The sequence below is a fragment of the Brucella sp. MAB-22 genome, assembly GCF_025908475.1.
GTDB lineage: Bacteria > Pseudomonadota > Alphaproteobacteria > Rhizobiales > Rhizobiaceae > Brucella > Brucella anthropi.
Genome location: NZ_CP109782.1, coordinates 237,742 through 258,700 on the forward strand (window position 1 = coordinate 237,742; position 20,959 = coordinate 258,700).

Sequence of the window (20,959 nt, forward strand, 5' to 3'; positions counted from 1 at the left end):
GAGCATTTCTAATGATTCAATCAGAGCAGGGAATGCTCTAAAATGAAAACGGGGCCGGAACTAATCCGGCCCTGTCCATGGCATTATAGCGGATTGGATTACGAAAAGACGTCTTCCAGTCCCTTGGTCAGTTCCAGCGCCTGCCGCTCGAACAGGCGACGATAGATACCGCCCGGCTTGCGGATAAGCGCATCATGATCGCCTTCTTCAAGGATCTTGCCCTTGTCGAAAACCAGCAACCGGTCAAGCGCACGAACCGTCGAAAGCCGGTGCGCAATGACAAGCGTCGTACGACCGACCATCAGCCGTTCCATTGCCTGCTGGATCAGCACTTCCGATTCTGAATCGAGGCTCGATGTGGCCTCATCCAGAATAAGGACTGGTGCATCTGCCAGAAAGGCACGGGCAATCGCCACACGCTGACGCTCGCCGCCCGAAAGCTTCACACCCCGTTCACCGACAAGCGTTGCATAGCCTTTCGGCAGGCGGCTGATGAAGTCATGCGCGCTTGCGAGGCGTGCAGCCTCTTCGATTTCCGGCTGTGTCGCACCGGGGCGGGCATAGGCGATGTTCTCGGCCAGCGTCCGGTGAAACAGGATTGGCTCCTGCTGCACGATGGCGATCTGCGATCTGAGCGATGCCTGTGTGACTTCGGCAATGTTCTGTCCGTCAATCTTGATGGCGCCGCCACTGACATCGTAGAGACGCTGGATCAGCTTGACGAATGTCGTCTTGCCCGAGCCCGAATGACCGACCAGACCAACCCGCTCGCCTGCCTCGATCTTGACTGAAAAGTCGCGATAGAGGGCTGCTTCGTGGTTGCCATAGTGGAAAGTGACGTGATCGAAGGTGATCTCGCCATTTCCAATCTTGATCGCCGGTGCACCTGGCTTGTCGGCAATGCCGTAAGGCTGTGCCTCGATGTCGACCAGTTCTTCCATGTCGTTGACAGAACGCTGCAGGTTGCGGATATGCATTCCTACATCGCGCAGATAACCTTGCAGCATGAAGAAGGCTGTCAGGACGAAGGTGATATCACCCGCCGTTGCCTTGCCCTGGCTCCACAGATAGAGCGCAAAGGCGATGACCACGCCGCGCATCACCAGCAGGTTCGCGCCCTGAATGAAGCCATTCAGCGTACCGATCAGCCATGTGCGGCGTGTGCGACCGCGCCACTTGGAAACGACCTTTGCAAGACGCGCATCTTCACGGCTTTCCGCGCCAAATGCCTTGACAACGGCGTTGCACGAAATGGCATCGGCCAAAGCGCCGCCCATGCGCGTGTCCCAGCTATTGGCAAGCGTTGCCGCAGGCGCAACAAAGCCAAGCGAAATCACGATCGTGCAGACGATGAACAGCACCGAACCGATTGCAACCAGCAACCCCATCAGCGGCCAGTACCACGATAGAAGTACCACCGAACCAACCAGCATCAGGATTGACGGCAACAGTGCCACGATCAGCGTATCGTTGAGCAGGTCGAGCGCCCACATGGCGCGCGATACCTTACGCACCGTCGATCCGGCAAAGGCATTGGCGTGCCAGTCTGTCGAAAACCGCTGCAGCTTACGGAACGAGCTTGCTGCCATATCGCTCATGATCTTCAAGGTGAAGTCCGTGATGACATAGAAGGTCAACTGACGCGTAATCAGCGCCAGCGCACCCAGCGCAAGCAGGACGATCAGGGCGTGGATGGCAGCATCCCATCCACTGTCGCCGCCAAGCGACAATGCGTCGACCAACCGACCGGAATAGAGTGGTGTCAGAACATCTGCGGCTGTTGCAAGCAGCATGCCGATTATCATCAGCGTCAGCCGCAAGGGCTGACTTCGCCAATGGCCGAAAGTGTAGCCGAGGACATTGCGGAAGGCAGGTCCCCGGAAATCTATGCGAAACCGAGTCATATCTATAATACCAGGCCGTGTTTAAACGGATTCTGGTTCCTTTAAAGAAGACAAAACAAGCAGCCGGTGAGGGCTGCGGCAAATTTGGAAGTTTTGGAATCTGCCCTTTTAGGGAGGGCGTTCAGGCCTCAGCCTGCAATGCGGGCCAAAGACTTAAAGCTTGGAAGCGCCCGCGCAAACACTGGGCACCATGGGGAATGGGTAATAGACACGCATCTCATACCTCTTGCCAGTGTTGCAGATGGGTGCACAATAAATGAGCAAAAATTTTTGCCAAGGCGCAAAATGACGAATTTTCTATCCAACCATTTGACTGTGACAAATTTGCAAGCCTTGTTTTAAGGAGTGCTGATCCAGCTTTCAGCCCTTTGCTGAACGGATATTTTCACTTTTTCCGTTACAGGACGGCTCCGGCCTTGCAATTCTGCCGCTCATGGGTGAAGGGTCGTCCTGAGATATATCAGAGCCGTGCGGCGCACAGGGAGAGTTCATGACAGTCCATCAAAATCTGATCGCGGGCGAATGGGTCGGCGGTGACGGGATCGCCAACATCAATCCTTCGGATACGAATGATGTCGTTGGGACCTATGCGCGGGCAACTGCCGAAGACACCAAGGCAGCCATTGCCGCCGCGAAAGCCGCTTTCCCGGCCTGGTCGCGTTCCGGCATTCTGGAACGCCACGCCATCCTGCGCAAAACTGCCGATGAAATTCTGGCGCGCAAGGACGAGCTTGGCCGTCTCCTGTCGCGCGAAGAAGGCAAGACGCTGGCTGAAGGCATCGGCGAAACCATTCGCGCCAGCCAGATTTTTGATTTCTTCGCAGGCGAAGCCCTGCGTTTGGCTGGCGAAGTTCTGCCTTCTGCACGTCCGGGTATCGGTGTGGAAATCACCCGTGAGCCGATCGGTGTCGTGGGCATCATTACCCCATGGAATTTCCCGATCGCGATTCCGGCCTGGAAGATTGCGCCGGCACTTTGCTACGGCAACACGATTGTGTTCAAACCGGCTGATCTCGTGCCGGGCTGCTCGTGGGCGATTGTCGATATCCTGCACCGTGCGGGATTGCCAAAGGGCGTTCTCAATCTCGTCATGGGCAAGGGTTCGGTTGTCGGTCAGACCATTCTGGACAGTGCGGACGTTCAGGCCGTCACCTTCACCGGCTCGACCGGTACGGGCAAGCGCGTTGCGGCGGCATCCATCGAGCACAACCGCCGCTTCCAGCTCGAAATGGGCGGTAAGAACCCGGTTGTCGTCCTGGATGACGCCGATCTCGATGTCGCTGTCGAGTCCGTGGTCAATTCGTCCTTCTTCTCGACCGGCCAGCGCTGCACGGCGTCGTCGCGTATCATCGTGACGGAAGGTATCCATGACAAGTTTGTCGCTGCTGCAATCGAAAAGCTGAAAAGCGTTGTGGTCGACAATGCCCTGAAGCAGGGCACGCATATCGGCCCGGTTGTTGATGAAAGCCAGCTTCAGCAGGACATGGATTATATCGAGATCGGCCGCAAGGAAGGCGCAAAGCTTGCTTTTGGCGGCGAACGTCTGAACCGCGAAACGCCGGGCTTCTACCTCCAGCCTGCGCTTTTCACTGAAGCCACCAACCAGATGCGGATCAGCCGCGAGGAAATCTTTGGCCCGGTCGCTTCGGTCATCCGCGTCAAGAATTATGAAGAAGCGCTTGCTACCGCCAACGATACGAGCTTCGGCCTGTCGTCTGGCATCTGCACGACGAGCCTGAAATACGCCACGCATTTCAAACGCAATTCGGAAGCGGGCATGGTGATGGTCAATCTGCCGACCGCCGGTGTCGATTTCCACGTGCCATTCGGCGGGCGCAAGGGTTCGAGCTACGGTCCGCGCGAGCAGGGCCGCTATGCCGCCGAGTTCTACACGACGGTCAAGACAGCCTATACGCTGGCCTGATAGCAATGTGAGTGGATGCAAAAACCGGCGGGAAACCGCCGGTTTTTTATGCGGCTTTTTTAGGCCAGGCAGCAAGCTTGCGGGCGAAATGCGACACGGTGCCGTGCAGCAGCATGGTGAATGCCGCCAGCACGAACAGGCAGGCGAACATCAGATCCACCTTGGCGCGTCCATTGGCGAGCAGCATCAGATAGCCGAGACCTTTCGATGCGCCCACCCATTCGCCGACTACAGCGCCGATGGGCGCATAGACTGCGGCGAGGCTCAGACCCGACGCCAGCGAAGGAAAGGCGGATGGGATGCGGATGCGAAACAGGATCGCCATGCGTCCGGCACCGAGAATTTCCGCTGCGTCGATAAGGCTGCTGTCGGTCCGCCGCATGCCGTCGAAGAATGTCGACACGACGGGAAAGAAGATCATCAGCACTGTGACTGCAATCTTCGATGCGGGACCGTAGCCAAGCCACAAAGTCAAAATGGGGGCGAGCGCGAAGATTGGGATCGCCTGACTGAACACCATGGCGGGCATGACGAGCCGCTGTGCTAGCGGTGACATCATCAGGCAAATGGCGGTTGCGATCCCAACCGCGCAGCCGAGCGCCAGACCGCCCAGAACTTCGCCGATAGTGGCGGCAGCGTTTTCGGCAATCAGCCCGGCATTGCCGATCAGTGACCGCACCACATCCAGCGGGCCGGGCAGGATGAAGCGCGGCATCTGGCCGATGCTCACCACCGCCTGCCAGATGGCAAGCGCTATGGCTGCCGACAGTAAACCGTCGGCAGCACGCTTTTTTCGACTTCGGTTCGGGAGTGCTTCGTTCACTATCCGGCCTTCAAGCCCATAGACCAGAAATCGGCTTCGAGCCTGCTTGCCGTCGCGAAAATCTGGCAGAGCCTTGGCCAGCGCGGGCTTTTCTCAAAGTCGTCGCCGATGCGGTCCTTTGCGGCTTGATCGAACAGCTTGCCGACCGTGTGGCACATGTCCTGATAGTCAGGCCCCGCATAGGTGTCGATCCATTCTTGATAAGGCGTACCGGGCAGGGCGGTCACGGCAAGGTTGAGGCCGATCTCGCCGTAGCCGTGTGCGCAGGGCACGAGCGCCGTCAGCAGGTCGAGGAAATCGCCCGCCTGTCCGCAGTCGAGCACATAGCGCGTATAAGCGAGGTTTTCCGGCTCCTCCCGCGTGGCGTAAAGCTCGTCCTCGCTGATCCCTTCGCGGGCACAAATGCCGACATGGAGCGGCAGTTCCGTGACGGCCAGACCATGCATGATTTGGGCGCAGAGCCGTGTTTCCTGCAGTGTGTTGGCCTTGACGACGCCGAGCGCAAAGGCGCGGGCATAGTGGTGCAGATAGACATAATCCTGACGGAGATAATGCAGGAAGGCCGCCTTGGGTAACGTGCCGTCACCCAATCCGCGCACGAATTCATGATCGATGTAGGGCTTCCAGTCATCAAGCGTCGCGGCGCGCAGGCGCGTGAACAGTTCGGATGAATAATGCGGTTGCGGCTGGCTCATGACTTGCTCCCTTCCGCGTTGACGTCGATGGCGAATTTTTCGACCGGAAGGACCGAAGGCACGAGACCGTTTTCCTTGAGATAGGTTTCGTAGCGGCTCCAGCGTCCGTAATCGAGACTTGCAGGCGAGCGGGAGAAACGGGCGACCGTGTCTTTCCAGGCGCGCTGGTTCAGCTCGTCCTTGAGTTCGGAACTATAGGATGCGAAGACGTCGTAGCTCTTCTCCGGGTGATTGACGATATACTGCGCGGCCTTCTCGGTAGCCGAGAGGAAGCGTGCGATCTTGTCCTTTTCCGCCGCGTCCAATTTGTCGGAAGCTGCGACATAGACGAGCTCGTCATAAACCGGCACGCCTTCTTCCTCGACGAAGAAGCATTTTCCGGGCACGCCTTCGACAGCCATCTGGTTCAGTTCGACATTGCGATAGGCACCCATTACCGCATCGACCTGCTTCGACATCAGCGATGGCGCGAGCGAGAAATTCACATTGATGAGCTCGACATCCGAGAGTTTGACGCCGTGCTGGCCGAGAATGGTGCCGAGCAATGTTTCCTCGGTTCCGGCGACCGAATAGCCGATCTTCTTGCCCTTGAGATCGGCGATGGAATTCACCGATCCATCGTCTCTGGTCATCAGGCAGTTGAGCGGCGAGTCGATCAACGTGCCGACGCGGATAAGCGGCAGGCCTTCATGCACCTGAAGATGCACCTGCTGCTGATAGGAAATGGCGAGATCCGCCTGTCCTGCCGCCACCATCTTGGTGGGCGTCGAGGCGTCAGCAGGTGCGACGATATCCACGTCCAGCCCTGCATCCTTGAAATAGCCGAGCTTGTCGGCGACGATGATGGGGCCGTGATCGGGGTTCACATACCAGTCGAGAATGAGCTTCAGCTTGTCGTCAGCGTGAGCCGAAGTGGCAGCCGTGAGGGCGAGGCCGAACAGGGCGGCGAAGGCGGTCTTTTTCATGTGGTCTGCTCCAGAGCATGGCCTGCATAAGCGCGCGTGGTTTCGATCCATTGGCGCAGGCGGCTTTCGGGGTCGGCATTGAGGGTGATGTCGGTGACGACGGAAACGATATCGGCGCCTGCTTCGAAAACACCGGGCGCGCGTTCAACGCTCATGCCACCGATGCCCACCAGCGGAATGTCGCCGATGCGCGCTTTCCATTGTCCAAGGCGCGGCAGGCCCTGCTCGTGCCACTTCATCTTTTTCAAAATGGTCGGATAGATGGGGCCGAGTGCGATATAGTCAGGCTTCACCGACAAGGCACGGTCCAGTTCGGCCTCGTCATGGCTTGAAACACCCAGTTTCAAGCCACCGTCGCGAATGGCACTGAGATCGGCATCGTCGAGGTCTTCCTGCCCGAGATGGATGAAGTCGCAGCCTTCCTCCAGCGCGAGCTTCCAATAGTCGTTGACGATCAATTGGCAGCCATGTGCAAGGCAGATTTCCCGTGCGACGCGGATTTCACTGCGCAGCTCCGGCTCGCTCTTATCCTTGACGCGCAGTTGCACCAGCTTGACGCCGAGCGGCACCATGCGCTCCAGCCATTTTGCGCTGTCGAAGATCGGGTAGAACGGATCGAGGGCCATCACAAAAATGCCTTTCCGAGAAGAGGGGTGGATGGCGCGGCCATGTCACGCGCCTCGATGGCGTCGGCTTCAAAGGCAAGCCGCCCGGCTTCGACTGCAAGCGCGAAACCGCGTGCCATGGCGACGGGATCACCAGCCTTGGCGACGGCGGTGTTGATGAGTACGGCGTCATAGCCCAACTCCATCGCCGCCGCCGCATGGGACGGCACCCCGATGCCTGCATCGACGACCAATGGAATATCGGGGAAATGCGCCCGCATAGTTTTCAGCGCATAAGGGTTGTTGAGGCCACGGCCTGAGCCGATGGGCGCCCCCCAGGGCATCAGCACCTTGCAACCGGCTTCAATGAGCCTTTCCGCGACGACCAGATCGTCATTCATATAGGGAAAGACCTCGAAGCCGTCGTCGCAGAGTGCGCGCGCTGCCTCGACCAGTCCGAACGGGTCTGGCTGCAATGTGTCGGTATCACCGATCACTTCCAGCTTGATCCAGTTGGTGCCGAAGATTTCGCGCGCCATTTTTGCCGTGGTCACCGCTTCGCGCGGTGTGTGGCAGCCTGCCGTGTTGGGCAGAACGGCTACGCCCAGCTCCCGGATAAGCGCCCAGAAATCCTGTCCGGCGCGAGCCTCGCCACTCTCACGACGCAGCGAGACGGTGACGATATCGCTTTGCGAAGCGCGCACCGCATCGGCTAATATGGCAGGCGATGGATATTGCGCCGTGCCGAGCAGCAGGCGGCTTTCAAATTTTTGTCCGTAGAATTCCAGCATCTCAGCCTCCCTGCATCGGGGCCAGAACTTCGATGCGGTCGCCAGCCGACAGGGTCGCGGCTGCGCGCTCGTCGCTGGCCACGAATTCGCCGTTCAGCGCGGTTGCAACAACCGCTTCATCCAGTTCGATTTCGGCGAGCAGCGCCGCCAGATTGGCGGCTGCCGTGGTGATGACCTCACCGTTCAGCACGATCGTCATGCATAGTCCTCCACAAATTCTGGTTTGGGCTCTGGCGCATCCTCCGGCATGGTCGCGCTCGCAACCGCCATGCGCGCTATCGCCGGCGAGAGCAGGAAGCCGTGGCGGTAAAGCCCGTTGACATAGACGGTTTTGCCGCGCCGTCGGACGCGGGGCAGATTGTCGGGAAAGGCCGGACGCGCATCGACGCCGGTTTCGAGGATTTCCGCCTCGCCGAAGGCCGGATGCAAGGCATAAGCGGCGCTCAAGAGTTCCAGCGTCGAGCGCACGCTGATGCCACCCCGCTCATCGCTTTCGATCATGGTTGCGCCGATCATGTGCACGCCGTCGCCGCGTGGCACGATGTAGAGCGGAATCCGCGGATGCAGGAGGCGTATGGGTCGCTTGAGATTAATATCGCGCGAGCGCACAACCAGCATTTCACCCTTGACGCCGCGCAGGTCCTGCAACTGATCACGCGCTGCAAGACCACGTGCATCGACGGTAATGTCGGCCTCGACTTTGACGTCTTTCGCATCTTGCCCCAGATGAAAGACGACGCCTTTCTTCTGCAGTTTTTCGGCGAGCTCGATCAGTGTCTGGCGCGGGTTGAGATGGCCTTCTGCCGCGAAGAAAAGTCCCTGCCGAAAACGGCCGGCAAGGTCTGGTTCCAGCGCATCGATCTGGTCTTGATCAATGGTGTCAAATGCTTCCGTCCGGCGGGCAAAGCGGCGCAGTTCGGTCGCATCGCGTGTGTGCGAGAGCACAAGCGTACCCTTGCGATGGACTGTCGAAACGTGCCGCTCCCACCAGCCGATCGCTTCCTGTCCCAAACGAACGACCGGCTCTTCCGCGCTCTCGCCTTCGCACCATGGTGCCAGCATTCCGCCTGCAAACCATGAGCAGCTGTCGGAACCGATCTCAGTGCTTTTGGCAATGACAGTGACTGCATGTCCCTGATCGTGAAATTCTGCCGCGCACACTAGACCGGCGACACCTGCTCCGATGATGGTGACGCGCATCACACGGCCTCCTCTGAGGGAACTTTCCAGAGATTATGGAAGTGATGAACAGGCCCATGGCCGTGTCCGATCTTCAACGCATCGGCGGCGCGGATTGCCCCTTGCAGATAGGCATGGGCTGCGATGACTGCTTTTTCGAGCGGCAGGTTCTTGGCAAGCTCTGCAGCAATGGCTGAGGAGAGCGTGCAGCCCGTGCCATGGGTGTTGGCGGTCCGGATACGCGGTGCCTCAACACGCAACGTGGGCTGATCGCGGCGAACCAGCAGGTCGACGCAGATTTCGCCTTCCGCATGGCCGCCCTTCATCAAAACAGCTTTCGCGCCGAGTTCGAGCAAGGCACGCCCCTGTTCTTCGGCGTCTACATCGTCGCGAGCCAGATCGCTGTCGAGCAGGCAGGCCGCTTCAGGCCGGTTGGGCGTCAGCAGCGTGGCCAGCGGAACCAGTTTCTGGCGCAAAAGCGCAATGGCGTTTTCGCTCAAAAGCCGGTCGCCGGATTTTGCAACCATCACCGGGTCGAGTACGACAGGGCCGGAGAAATGCGCAAGGCCCCGCGCTATGGCCTCGATGGTTTCGGGCACGGAAACCATGCCGATCTTCACCGCCGCTACATCGAGATCGCTGAAGACGGCATCGATCTGCCCTGCGACGATGGCGGGCGGGATATCGTGCACCGCGCTCACCGTGCAGGTGTTCTGCACGGTCACAGCGGCAATGACGCTCGCACCATAGACGCCGAGCGCCGAGAATGTCTTGAGGTCGGCCTGAATGCCAGCTCCGCCACCACTATCGGAACCGGCAATAGTCACGCATATGGGCACGAATGCCGCACTGCCGTTTGATGTGGTTCGGGAGAAACTGTTTTTTTGGTCCATCATCACGTCTCTCATTCCGAACGGAAAAATGAGACGTCATGAACCTGTTTGGAGCTTGAACTCCGATGAGGGAACCCCTCGGCTGCGACGCGTCAAACTCCGTTCCCTACGCAGGTATTACCCGGATCAGGTTCAATGGGTTAACGCGATCAGCGTCTCTCAGCCTTTTGTGTCGCAATATCGGACGGAAAACCGCTTGGCACTTTTCCTGATATTGCTTCGAAGGCACCCCAACGAATTTTGCGTCTTTAGGCATAGGCTGGAAGTTGAAGCCGGTCAAGCGATGGAAAAATGCAGTTTTAAAGAAAATCCTTAAATCGACCCTCAATTTGTATATGGTTTATTAAAATTCTCGGCTTTAATCTATGTTCGGGGTGCATCTTCCGCGTGTTACTCATGGTGCCATGAAACTTGACGGTCCACTTGTAGGGTGGATCGAGATTATCCAGTAGGATCAGTTGGATGAGGGATTTACGATGAGGAAGCGGAGGGGCGCTTCAGCTTCGACGGAAGGCACGATGGCGCGCACGTCCGAGCAGGACTTCCGCATCCTTTTCACAACCCATCCGACACCGATGTGGGTTTATGACCCGGAGACGCTGCATTTCATCGTGATGAATGACGCTGCCTATCGGCTCTATGGATACACTGCTGATGAAATTCCGGGCATGACAGTGCTCGATATTCGACCCCAGACAGAACGGGATCGAATGCTGGCTGCCATTCGTGATCGCAGCGACCTTGAACGACCGGAGCGCTGGCAGCATCTGCGCGCGAATGGTGAAATTATTGATGTTCTGACTTATGGACGCCAGGTTCTTTTCGACGGCAAGGAAGCGATTCTCGCCATTGTTCAGGACAGGACAGAGTTGGCAGAAGCCAATCGTCAGGCAAACCACGCCCAAACCCTGCTGGACAGCCTCGTCAACAATCTGCCGCTTGGTGTCTTCGTCAAGGATATGCACGATGACGGTCGGTATGTGCTCTACAATCAGGCCGCATCAGCGGCGAGCGGACAGCCGGTAGACGAAGCCATCGGCTCGACCGACCTCGATCTTTTCCCTGAACGCGAGGCAACCGTCATCATCCAGCAAGATCGCACAGCGATGCGGCGTCGGGGCGTGTTGAACGTCGAACGCAAGATCGAGCGCAAGGACGGAACGTCGCGAACGATGCGGATCATAAAATGTTCGATCCCACCGGTCGAGGGCAACGAGCCCCGCTATTTGATCGGGCTCGTTGAGGATATAACCGAACGGCGTGAGATTGAGGAACGTATGGCACATATTGCCATGCATGACAGTCTGACAGGCTTGCCGAACCGCGCCTATTTTGCTCACCATGTAGAGAGTTTGTTGAAAAAGGGCGGGGATTCCGAGCCTTTTGCCTTGTTCTACCTTGATATCGATCATTTCAAGAACATCAACGACAATATAGGGCATCAGGCTGGCGACCAGCTTTTGCAGGAAGTGGCGCGTCGACTGAAGCAGATCACGACTTCGGACGAATTCATTGCCCGGCTGGGAGGCGACGAATTTGCCATTGTCTACCGGAGCGGGACGCTGGCACAAATTGCAATGTTCGCTGACCGTATCCTTTCTGCTTTTCAGGATCCGTTCGAACTGGTGCGCAATTCAGAATTCGTCGCCTGCAGCATGGGCATCGCCCAGGCGCCATTGCATGGAGACAACCCCGACGTGCTGATGCGCAATGCCGATCTCGCGCTTTATGCTTCAAAATCAGGTGGACGCCGTACATTCCGGTTCTATCAGCACTCCCTGCGTCTGGCGGCGGAGAAGCGTTATGTCATGACCGGCGAACTTCGTCAGGCTCTGCTGGATGAACAGTTTGAACTGCATTATCAACCGATTTTCAATCTTGAGAGCGGCAAGATTTCCGGCTTTGAAGCGCTGATCCGCTGGCGTCATCCTGATCGCGGTATGGTTTCACCGGCGGAATTCATTCCACTGGCAGAAGAAACCGGGCTCATCGGACCGATCGGCGACTGGGTTCTAAGGACTGCATGTCGGGAAGCTGTGCTCTGGCCGGAGGACATAAAAGTCTCGGTCAATCTTTCACCGGTCCAGTTCAGTCAAACCACGCTCTTGAATTCCGTCACGGATGCGTTGGAAGCAGCGCGTCTTTCACCCGACAGGCTCGAGCTTGAAATCACGGAGTCGGTCTTCCTGTCGAACAGCAAGAACAATATCGAGTTGCTGTTCGAACTTCGCCGATTGGGTGTTCGTATCGCGATGGATGATTTCGGGACCGGCTATTCCTCTTTGAGCTATTTGCGATCATTCCCATTTGATAAGATCAAGATTGATCGCAGTTTCGTTTCCGGGATCGAAGTCGATACGCGCGATCTGGCCATCATTCAGGCTGTGGCAACGCTCGGTGCGGGCTTCAATATTGTCACGACGGCCGAGGGCGTGGAAACCGCACAACAGCTGGAACGTTTGAAGACCGAGCGTTTTGGTGAGGTGCAGGGTTTCCTGACCGGGCGGCCAATGCCTGCCGGAGACGTGCATTCCTTTATCCAGAATCGCAGCAATGTCGGTCTGGAAATGCCTGCGGCACACAACAGATTGCCGATTTAGGGCATCGCCCACTTGTTATTGAGCGGCGCTCGAAAAGCCATAACACCAAACGAAAAGTCCAAATCGAACCTCGCCTTAAAAAGGGCTTGACCTTCCAACGGTGGGAAGGCCTATCTAAGGAGCAACTCTCGAATTATGCCCTTTCCGGGCGATGAAAGGGATTGCCATGAACAAGCCTGTTAATCACGAAACCATCAGTTTTCCAGTGCCCGTCGAAGGGATGAGTTGCGCGTCTTGCGTGTCATCCGTTGAAAAAGCCGTGTCCAAAGTTCCGGGCGTCGACAAGGTTTCCGTCAATCTTGCAACGGAACGCGCCGACGTGACTTTCAAGGGCGAACCGGATTTGCCGTCGGTGATCGATGCCATTCGCAAGGCGGGTTATGATGTCCCGGCAGGGAACATTGATCTCGCTATTGAAGGCATGACTTGCGCTTCCTGCGTTAGCAAGGTTGAGAAGGCGCTGAATGCTGTGCCGGGCGTAACACGCGCCAGTGTTAATCTCGCAACTGAACGTGCCCATGTGGAACTGGCCGGGCCGGTACAGCCCTCCGAACTCATCAAGGCGGTTGAACAGGCAGGTTATGAGGCGCGTTCGCTGGGTGACGCGCAGAGCGACGTCAAGCAGGAAACCCAGTCCGAGAAGCGGGATGCTGAAGCGGCAGAACTGAAGAAAAGCGTCATTCTCTCTGCCGTTTTGACCTTGCCTGTTTTCGTTATGGAAATGGGTTCGCATCTGATCCCTGCGGTTCATATGTTCGTCATGGACAGGATCGGCATGCAGAACAGCTGGTATCTGCAGCTTGTGCTCACCACGCTGGTTCTGTTCGGTCCGGGATTGCGCTTTTTCAAGAAAGGCATTCCGGCGCTGTTGCGCGGCACGCCTGACATGAATTCGCTGGTTGTGGTTGGCACGCTTGCCGCATGGGGCTATTCGGTGGTCGCGACTTTCCTTCCCGGCGTGCTGCCGGAAGGCACGGTGAATGTTTATTTCGAGGCTGCCGCCGTCATCGTCACATTGATCCTGATCGGGCGTTATCTGGAGGCGCGTGCCAAGGGACGCACCAGTGCGGCTATCAGCCGGCTGGTTGGCCTGCAGGCGAAATCGGCGCGTGTGGTGCGTAATGGCGAGACGATCGATGTGCCGCTGGAAGATGTTCGCGCTGGTGACGTCGTGCAAGTCCGCCCCGGCGAGAAAGTGCCGGTCGACGGCGAGGTGATCGAAGGTTCGTCCTATGTGGATGAATCGATGATTACCGGCGAGCCTGTGCCTGTTGCCAAGGAAAAAGGCGCGGAAGTGGTCGGCGGTACGATCAACAAAACCGGTGCTTTCACCTTCCGTGCCACCAAGGTTGGCCGCGATATGGTGATCTCGCAGATCATCCGCATGGTCGAGGACGCTCAGGCCGACAAGCTGCCAATTCAGGCAAAGGTCGACAAGGTGACCGGCTGGTTCGTACCCGCTGTGATGGCGGCTGCCGCTTTGACTTTTGCATTGTGGCTTGTGATCGGCGGCACGGGCATGCTGGGTTACGCGCTGGTGAACGCCATTGCGGTTCTCATCATCGCCTGCCCGTGTGCCATGGGCCTGGCCACACCAACGTCCATCATGGTCGGTACCGGTCGTGCAGCCGAGTTCGGCGTCCTGTTTCGCCGCGGTGACGCATTGCAGACCTTGCGCGATGCTTCCGTTATTGCCGTGGACAAAACGGGGACACTGACACAGGGAAAGCCCGCTTTGGCTCATTTCGCGACCGTCGAAGGCTTTGAGAAGGACGAACTTCTGGCGCTTGTCGCGGCTGTGGAGGCACGTTCCGAACACCCGATTGCCGACGCGATTGTGGAAGCAGCGAAAGAGAAGGGATTGAAGCTTGCGGATGTATCGGCTTTCGAAGCCGTTCCTGGATTTGGACTGAAGGCTCATGTGTCCGGCCATGAGATTGCCATCGGCGCTGATCGTTACATGGCAAAGCTTGGTCATGACGTTGCTGTCTTTGCCAATGACGCGAAGCGTCTCGGCGATGAGGGGCAGTCTCCGCTCTATGCAGCTGTCGATGGTAAGCTGGCAGCAATCCTGACTGTTGCCGACCCGATGAAGGAAACCACGCCAGCGGCGATTGCTGCCCTGCACGAGCAGGGGCTGAAGGTCGCCATGATCACCGGCGATAACCGCCGCACGGCGGAAGCCATCGCAAAACGTCTCGGCATCGATGAAGTCGTTGCAGAAGTGCTGCCGGACGGCAAGGTTGAAGCGTTGAAGCGGCTTTCGGCAGGTGGCAAGCGGATTGCTTTTGTCGGGGACGGTATCAACGATGCGCCTGCACTGGCTGCTGCCGATGTCGGTATTGCGATTGGAACCGGCACGGATATTGCGATCGAAAGCGCAGATGTGGTGTTGATGTCGGGCGATCTTCGCGGCGTGGTCAATGCCATTGCCATATCGAAGGCGACGATCCGTAATATCAGCGAAAACCTGTTCTGGGCCTTTGCCTATAACGTCGCGCTGATCCCTGTCGCGGCGGGTGTCCTCTATCCGTTCACTGGCACGTTGTTGTCACCGGTTCTGGCGGCAGGCGCCATGGCTTTCTCCAGCATCTTCGTGCTGAGCAATGCCTTGCGGCTCAAGGCTTTTAAAAGCCCGATAGAGGCCTGAGCAAAAGAAAGGCGCGGTGTTGACCGCGCCTTTCGATTTCAGTGGGTTCCGACAGCCTTGCCGTATGTCCGGACCACATTGCGGACGGCCTCCACCATCAAGGCGTGGGGCGTCGCTTCAATCTCACCCGAGGCGACTGCTGGATAAAGCGTGCCCAGATACTGACTGATCAGCGTTTCCGGTATCTTGCGCCCTTCCAGACGGTTCAAAAGCGCATCGACGGCAGCAGTTGCGACCGGATGCGGCCAGTAATAGCGAATGCGGTCGCTATAGGAGAAATGGCGTTGCAGGCGCAGTTCTTCCGCATCACCGTGGTAATATTTTTCCCAGTTCTTCGGCTCTGCGAGAAGCAGCGCTTCCATCTTGCCGCGCAGGGTTTCTTCTTCCGGCAGTTTGTCGAGGAAAGCTGCAATCTGGTCGAGGCCATAGAGTGCTTCGCGCAGTGCAAAAGTCAGGCCGGGGCCGACTTTCAGAATGGTGAAACCGTCATCAACCAGATCGGAAAGCGCTTCCACCGGCTGATAGTCGGTGGAGTGGGCTTCAAAGACGAATTGCGCCATTTCGCTGAGAACGCCGCTGAGAGCTGTCGCCTTCTCGCTGTTATAAAAGACGACATTTTCGTTGCCGAACTCGACGCCCGGCTGCACCACGACACCGATGGCGCGGGCAAAAGCGTCTTCCAGTCCGAGTGCTGCAAAAGCCTTGCGGTGAATGGCGACGGTTTCGACCGCCGCACCCGGCTTGGTCAGCTCCAGCTCTTCGATTTCTTCCATCGCGCCGCCAGGAATCGGGACTTCCGTTCCGATGATATAGACAGGCAGGTCGTATCCGGCTTCACGGGCCGCTGCTTCCGAAACCTTGGCCAGACGCGCAGCGCGCCCGGCGGTCACGGCATCAGGCAGCGCGACCGGTTCGCCAGCGCAACCCATCGACGTATCGAGATGGATTTTGGTGAAGCCTGCGCGCACGAAGGCGTCGATCATCACATCCGACTTCGCAAGGGCTTCTTCGGCGGGCAGATGCTTCCACGGGTTGGGGCCGAGATGGTCGCCGCCCAGAATAAGCCGCTTGGTGTCGAAGCCGACACGGGCGGCGATGTCTTCCACAAAACGGCGGAAGTCGGCGGGCGTCATGCCTGTATAGCCGCCGTCCTGATTGACCTGATTGCAGGTGGCCTCGATCAGCACGTCGGTCTCGGTCGCGATGCCTTCAAGAAGGGCTGCTTCAATCACCAGCGGATGCGCAGAGCAGATCGACGTAATGCCGCCGCGAATGCCGCTGGCGTAACGGGCGGGAAGTGCGCTCAGAACCTTCGTGCTGCTCATGCTGGAACTCCGTTTTTCTGAAGGAAGGCTTCAATTTCGGCCATGGTCGAGGTGCCTTCCATCGGTCCCTTGACGCCGACGGCGCGTGCGCCGGTGGCGTTGGCGATGACGAGGGCTTCTTTCGGTGCCATGTCGCGCAGCCAGCAGGTGACGAATGCCGCGCCAAAACTATCGCCCGCTCCGGTCGGGTCGATCTCATCGACCTTGAAAGCAGGCGCGAAAACTTCGCCGGACTGATCGAAATAGCTTGCGCCTTCCGCGCCGCGCTTGACCACGACGGCCTTCACGCCCCGCGCCAGCAGTTCTTCCACGGCTGCCTTTTCCTCGGTCGCCTTGGTGAAGAGGAAAATTTCCGGGCCGCTCGGCATGAACAGGTCGGTGTTTTCCAGCGCATGGGCCAGTGCCTGGCGCATGCCCGGCAATTCCAGCATTTCCTTGCGGATATTCGGGTCGAAGGACACGGTGCCACCCTTCGCCTTGATACGGATCGTCGCCTCGTGGATTGCAGAAACAATGCCTTCGGAGAACAGGGCGGAGCCCATGATATGCAGGTGATCGGCGGTCTCGATCAGCATTTCAGCTTCCGGCGTCAGGCCGATGGCGCTGCATGCGCTGTGCTTGATGTTGAAGATGAAATCGCGATTGCCATCCGGGCGATAACGCACGAAAGCGCTGCCGGTGGCGGCTGTCGGATGTACGCCGATGGCCGAAATATCCACGCCGTCCTTCTGCAAGCGCTCGATATTGAGCGCGCCGAAGTCATCATTGCCGACCGCGCTGACCATGCCGCAAGACTGGCCCATCTTGGCGGCCTGATCGATGAAGATTGCGGGCGCGCCGGAGGCGAACGGCCCGATCAATGGGATGGCGGTCTTGAAACCGTTGCCGGTTTCCACGGCCATGATTTCGACGACGATCTCGCCGATGGTGATGATCTTTTTCATAAGGTGCACCGCGATTACGTACGCATGGATTTCGAGCGCACGTCCAGCCAGACGGCAACCAGAATGACCACGCCCTTGACGATGAGCTGATAGAAATAGGGCACCGACAGCATGTTCATGCCGTTGTTGATGACACCGATGATGAGCGCGCCCAGAATGGTGCCGACCATGGTGCCGACGCCGCCGGCAAGCGAGGTGCCCCCAAGCACGACCGCCGCAATGGCGTCGAGTTCATAGCCCATGCCTGCATTGGTCTGTGCTGAGGACAGGCGCGAGGAGAGGAGAATGCCGCTGATGGCTGCCATGACGCCGGAGAGCATGAAGACGATGATCTTGATGCGGTCGACGCGGATGCCCGAATAGATCGCTGCTTCCTTGTTGCCGCCCGACAGATAGATGCGGCGGCCGAAAACGGTCTTCGACAGCAGGATATAATTGAAGATGAACAGGATGCCGACGATCCAGATGATGATCGGCAGGCCGAGCCAGTTTTCCGAGCCGATGGCAAGCCAGGTATCGTTTTCGATGATTTCAGGCGCGCCATTGGTCGGCAGACTGACCATGCCGCGATAGATGCCCATTGTCGCAACGGTCACGATGAAGGATGGCAGCATCAGCTTTGCCGAAAGCACACCGTTCAGCCCGCCCATGATGGCGCCCGCCGCAAGGGTGAAAACGACGGTCGGCACGAAGCCGAAGCCCATGGCGAAGGCTTGCGCTGCCACCATGCCGGAAACTGCGATGATCGAACCGATGGACAGGTCGATTTCACCAAGCAGGATCACATAGGTCATGCCATAGGCGGCAACGGCAATCACCGCCACCTGCTGCATGATGTTCATGAAGTTGTTGAAGGCGAGAAAGCGCGGGTTCAGCACCGCAAAGACCACGCAGAGCACGGCCAGCGAGATGATGATACCGCCATACTGGCGAACCAGCGGGGAGCTGAAAAGCGAACGGCGGACTTCCGCGTCCACGGCTTTCTTCTGAATATTTTGTGCGTTGCTCATAGGTGCATTCCTGCTGCGTAGCTCATGACGGTTTCTGGCGTGAGGCCATCGGCATCGACAATGGCGGCGACATGCTTGTTATGCATGACGGCCACGCGGTCGCTCAGGCCCAGCACTTCCGGCAGTTCGGAGGAAACCATCAGGATCGCCGCGCCATTGGCGGCAAGTTCACGGATGATGCGATAGATTTCGAATTTCGCGCCGACATCGACGCCGCGTGTCGGCTCATCGAGAATGAGGATGCGCGGCTTTGTCTGCAGCCACTTTGCCAGCACGATCTTCTGCTGGTTGCCGCCGCTGAGCGACCCGGCAACCGTGTCGATGGATGCGGTCTTGATGGCAAGACGCAGAACTTCCGCCTTGGCGGCGGAGCGCTCTGCTCTGGAACGCATCAGGCCGAAAGGCCCTGCAAGCTGTCCGAGCCCAACCATGTTGATGTTGCGCTCAACGCTATGCGGAAGAACGAGACCTTCTTCCTTGCGGTTCTCGGTCACGAAAGCAATGCCGTTGCGGATGGCGTCGGTCGGTGAGGAGAGGGTGATGGCTTTGCCGTCGAGCCTGATTTCGCCCGTGGGCCGCAGCATACCGAACAATGCCTTCATCACGTCCGAACGGCCAGAACCGACCAGTCCGAAAAGCCCCAGAACTTCGCCGGGTTTCACGTCGATGGAAACATCGTTGAATTTGCCCGCAACCGAGAGGTTCTTCGTTTCAAGTATGGGCGGCACGCTTGCCGATGGTCTCGGCGCTTCGCGCGGCGGATAGATGTCGTTCATCTCACGGCCGACCATCAGGGCGATCAGTCGCTCGATCGTGGTCTCACTCTTCTCGGTGGTCGTTACATATTCGCCATCGCGAACGACCGTAATGTCGTCGGAAAGCCGCATGATTTCTTCCATGCGATGCGAAATATAAATAACGGCTGTGCCCCTGGCTTTCAGGCGCTCGATAATCGAAAACAGGATTTCCGCTTCGCTGTCGGAGAGCGATGAGGTCGGCTCATCCAGAATGACGACGTCAGCAGGCTGGCTCAGGCCCTTGGCGATTTCGACGAGCTGGCGCTGGGCAATCGACAGGTCGCCAACCTTTGCGCGTGCATCGACAGGCAGACCAAGCTCATCGATGAGCTTGTCGGCAGCGGCGTTCAGTTCGCGCTCCCGCACAAAACCGAAGCGGCTTGGCTCATGATTGGCGAAGATGTTTTCGGCCACGCTGAGATTGCGCGACAGGCTCAATTCCTGAAAGACGATGGCGATGCCATTTGCACGGGCATCGCGCGGGTCTTTCGGCGTATAGGCCGCGCCCTTGAGCAAAATGGTGCCGGAGGTTGGCTTGAAAACGCCAGCCAGAATCTTCATTAGGGTGGATTTTCCGGCGCCGTTTTCGCCAAGAAGTGTATGCACGCGGCCGCGACGCACGGTCAGGTTCATGCGCTTGAGCGCGATGACCGGGCCGAAGGATTTCGCCACATCGCGAATTTCAAGCACCGTATCCGGCAGGGCGTTTCGTTCGGATCTGGTGGCTGTCTCGGTATCTGTCACTTTGGGGGCCTCCACTCTCCGTTATTCAGTTTCGCAGTGGATTTTAAGATCGATCCCGAGCGAAGTCTGCAATTCAAAAGGGTTGCGGCGGCGGCAAGGCGTGTGGTGTTCGCCGGGCCGCCGCACGCAGATAGGAAACAGCGACTGGGAGGAGTGCCGCTGTTTCACGCGGTGTTACTTGGTTTCGCCGTCCTTGGTGACGACGCCCGGAACGATTGGCTGCTTGGCTGGAACTTCCTCGCCCTTGATGACCTTGGCAGCGGTTTCAACTGCAACCTTGCCCATCTGGTCCGGGTACTGGGCGATAACGCCGACCATGACCGGGTCGTTTTTGACGGCATTGCGGGCTTCTTCCATGCCATCGAAGCCGATCACCTTGACCTGGTTTTCAAGCTTGGCCGACTTTACTGCCGAGGCAGCAGCCAGCGCAGCATCGTCACCGAAACCGAAGATGCCGACAATATCCGGATTGGCCTGAAGGATGTTCTGGGCAGCCGAAAGAGCTTCCGGACGGGTGATGCCCGGCTGGATCGCCACGATCTTGATGTCGGGATATTTGGCAATGCCCTTCTTGAAGCCTTCAATACGGTCCACGACCGACTGAACCGTCGGGTAATCGATCACGGCGACATTGCCCTTTTCACCAATGGTTTTGGCCATCAGTTCGGCAGCCTTTTCGCCGCCTGCGAAGTTGTCCGTGCCCACAAAGGAGGTCACATCAACATTGTTGGCCGGTACGTCGACGGTAATGACCTTGATGCCAGCCTTTTCAGCCTTGTTGATGGCCGAGCGAACGCCCTTGCTGTCAACCGGCGAGATGATGATGACGTCAACGCCCTTGGTGATGAAATCTTCCACATCGGCGAGCTGCTTGCTCAGGTCCTGATTGGCGATGGAGACTTCCAGCGGTACATTTTCTGCCTGCGCTTCCTTCTTCATCGCATCTGCGAGCGCGATGTAGAACGGATGCTGCTGGGTCAGAAGCGATGCGCCGATGCCTTCGGCAGATGCAGCACCTGCCATCATGGCCAGAGCTACGCCGGAAAAGAGAATACGGCTGAGCGATTTGCGAAACATGATTTCCTCCGAATGACCGGCGCTCGCCGGGGC

Annotated in this window: 17 protein-coding genes and 1 riboswitch; of the genes, 3 read left to right on the plus strand and 14 right to left on the minus strand. The window is 58.1% G+C overall.

Annotated features, from left to right (window positions below; genetic code table 11):
- Nucleotides 1-98 precede the first annotated feature (98 nt).
- A complete protein-coding gene (locus OHI65_RS10640) occupies nucleotides 99-1,904 on the minus strand; it encodes an ABC transporter ATP-binding protein (protein WP_264358824.1) in 1,806 nt (601 codons plus the stop codon).
- 490 nt (nucleotides 1,905-2,394) lie between these two features.
- Here OHI65_RS10640 and OHI65_RS10645 point away from each other — a divergent pair, with 490 nt between their 5' ends.
- Nucleotides 2,395-3,828 carry an aldehyde dehydrogenase family protein gene (locus OHI65_RS10645; RefSeq protein WP_010658048.1) on the plus strand — a complete coding sequence of 478 codons (1,434 nt, stop codon included), beginning with the start codon at nucleotides 2,395-2,397 and terminating at the stop codon, nucleotides 3,826-3,828.
- 46 nt (nucleotides 3,829-3,874) lie between these two features.
- On the opposite strand, the gene OHI65_RS10650 is transcribed toward OHI65_RS10645, so the two are convergent.
- From OHI65_RS10650 to thiD, 8 genes are read right to left on the minus strand one after another with little or no spacing between them, the layout of a single operon-like run.
- Entirely contained in the window at nucleotides 3,875-4,651 is a 777-nt protein-coding gene (locus tag OHI65_RS10650; RefSeq protein WP_011982464.1) for an ABC transporter permease, read from the minus strand.
- Nucleotides 4,651-5,346, minus strand: a complete 696-nt coding sequence (gene tenA, locus OHI65_RS10655) for a thiaminase II (RefSeq protein WP_011982465.1) — start codon at nucleotides 5,344-5,346, stop codon at nucleotides 4,651-4,653. The genes OHI65_RS10650 and tenA overlap by 1 nt, the downstream gene beginning before the upstream one ends.
- Complete coding sequence (locus tag OHI65_RS10660; protein ID WP_011982466.1) at nucleotides 5,343-6,311, minus strand: ABC transporter substrate-binding protein; 969 nt, start codon at nucleotides 6,309-6,311, stop codon at nucleotides 5,343-5,345. The genes tenA and OHI65_RS10660 overlap by 4 nt, the downstream gene beginning before the upstream one ends.
- On the minus strand, nucleotides 6,308-6,940 hold the full coding sequence (locus OHI65_RS10665; protein WP_192798903.1) for a thiamine phosphate synthase: 633 nt from the start codon (nucleotides 6,938-6,940) through the stop codon (nucleotides 6,308-6,310). Before OHI65_RS10665 ends, OHI65_RS10660 begins: the two co-directional genes overlap by 4 nt.
- Nucleotides 6,937-7,707, minus strand: a complete 771-nt coding sequence (locus OHI65_RS10670; RefSeq protein ID WP_011982468.1) for a thiazole synthase — start codon at nucleotides 7,705-7,707, stop codon at nucleotides 6,937-6,939. The genes OHI65_RS10665 and OHI65_RS10670 overlap by 4 nt, the downstream gene beginning before the upstream one ends.
- Nucleotide 7,708: 1 nt before the next feature.
- Complete coding sequence (thiS, locus tag OHI65_RS10675) at nucleotides 7,709-7,906, minus strand: sulfur carrier protein ThiS (RefSeq protein WP_010658054.1); 198 nt, start codon at nucleotides 7,904-7,906, stop codon at nucleotides 7,709-7,711.
- A complete protein-coding gene (gene thiO / locus OHI65_RS10680) occupies nucleotides 7,903-8,907 on the minus strand; it encodes a glycine oxidase ThiO (protein ID WP_264358825.1) in 1,005 nt (334 codons plus the stop codon). Before thiO ends, thiS begins: the two co-directional genes overlap by 4 nt.
- Nucleotides 8,907-9,779 (minus strand): bifunctional hydroxymethylpyrimidine kinase/phosphomethylpyrimidine kinase, encoded by an 873-nt coding sequence (thiD, locus tag OHI65_RS10685; protein WP_264359153.1) that lies wholly within the window; start codon nucleotides 9,777-9,779, stop codon nucleotides 8,907-8,909. Before thiD ends, thiO begins: the two co-directional genes overlap by 1 nt.
- A gap of 86 nt (nucleotides 9,780-9,865) precedes the next feature.
- Nucleotides 9,866-10,022: riboswitch (TPP riboswitch) on the minus strand.
- A gap of 233 nt (nucleotides 10,023-10,255) precedes the next feature.
- Between thiD and OHI65_RS10690 the strand changes: the two genes are divergently transcribed.
- Both OHI65_RS10690 and OHI65_RS10695 read left to right on the plus strand, forming a co-directional pair.
- Nucleotides 10,256-12,379 (plus strand): putative bifunctional diguanylate cyclase/phosphodiesterase, encoded by a 2,124-nt coding sequence (locus tag OHI65_RS10690; protein WP_029375859.1) that lies wholly within the window; start codon nucleotides 10,256-10,258, stop codon nucleotides 12,377-12,379.
- A 166-nt stretch (nucleotides 12,380-12,545) separates the two neighbouring features.
- Nucleotides 12,546-15,029, plus strand: coding sequence for a heavy metal translocating P-type ATPase (locus OHI65_RS10695; RefSeq protein WP_029375860.1), 2,484 nt, complete (start codon nucleotides 12,546-12,548; stop codon nucleotides 15,027-15,029).
- A 38-nt stretch (nucleotides 15,030-15,067) separates the two neighbouring features.
- Here the strand turns inward: OHI65_RS10695 and OHI65_RS10700 are convergent, their stop codons facing one another.
- From OHI65_RS10700 to OHI65_RS10720, 5 genes are all read right to left on the minus strand, one after another.
- A complete protein-coding gene (locus OHI65_RS10700) occupies nucleotides 15,068-16,354 on the minus strand; it encodes a D-tagatose-bisphosphate aldolase, class II, non-catalytic subunit (RefSeq protein ID WP_264358826.1) in 1,287 nt (428 codons plus the stop codon).
- Nucleotides 16,351-17,298 carry a sugar kinase gene (locus OHI65_RS10705; protein WP_011982474.1) on the minus strand — a complete coding sequence of 316 codons (948 nt, stop codon included), beginning with the start codon at nucleotides 17,296-17,298 and terminating at the stop codon, nucleotides 16,351-16,353. Before OHI65_RS10705 ends, OHI65_RS10700 begins: the two co-directional genes overlap by 4 nt.
- A 14-nt stretch (nucleotides 17,299-17,312) precedes the next feature.
- Complete coding sequence (locus OHI65_RS10710; protein WP_029925857.1) at nucleotides 17,313-18,308, minus strand: ABC transporter permease; 996 nt, start codon at nucleotides 18,306-18,308, stop codon at nucleotides 17,313-17,315.
- On the minus strand, nucleotides 18,305-19,849 hold the full coding sequence (locus OHI65_RS10715; protein ID WP_264358827.1) for a sugar ABC transporter ATP-binding protein: 1,545 nt from the start codon (nucleotides 19,847-19,849) through the stop codon (nucleotides 18,305-18,307). Before OHI65_RS10715 ends, OHI65_RS10710 begins: the two co-directional genes overlap by 4 nt.
- A 174-nt stretch (nucleotides 19,850-20,023) precedes the next feature.
- Nucleotides 20,024-20,926, minus strand: a complete 903-nt coding sequence (locus OHI65_RS10720) for a substrate-binding domain-containing protein (protein WP_011982477.1) — start codon at nucleotides 20,924-20,926, stop codon at nucleotides 20,024-20,026.
- Between the last annotated feature and the right edge of the window lie 33 nt (nucleotides 20,927-20,959).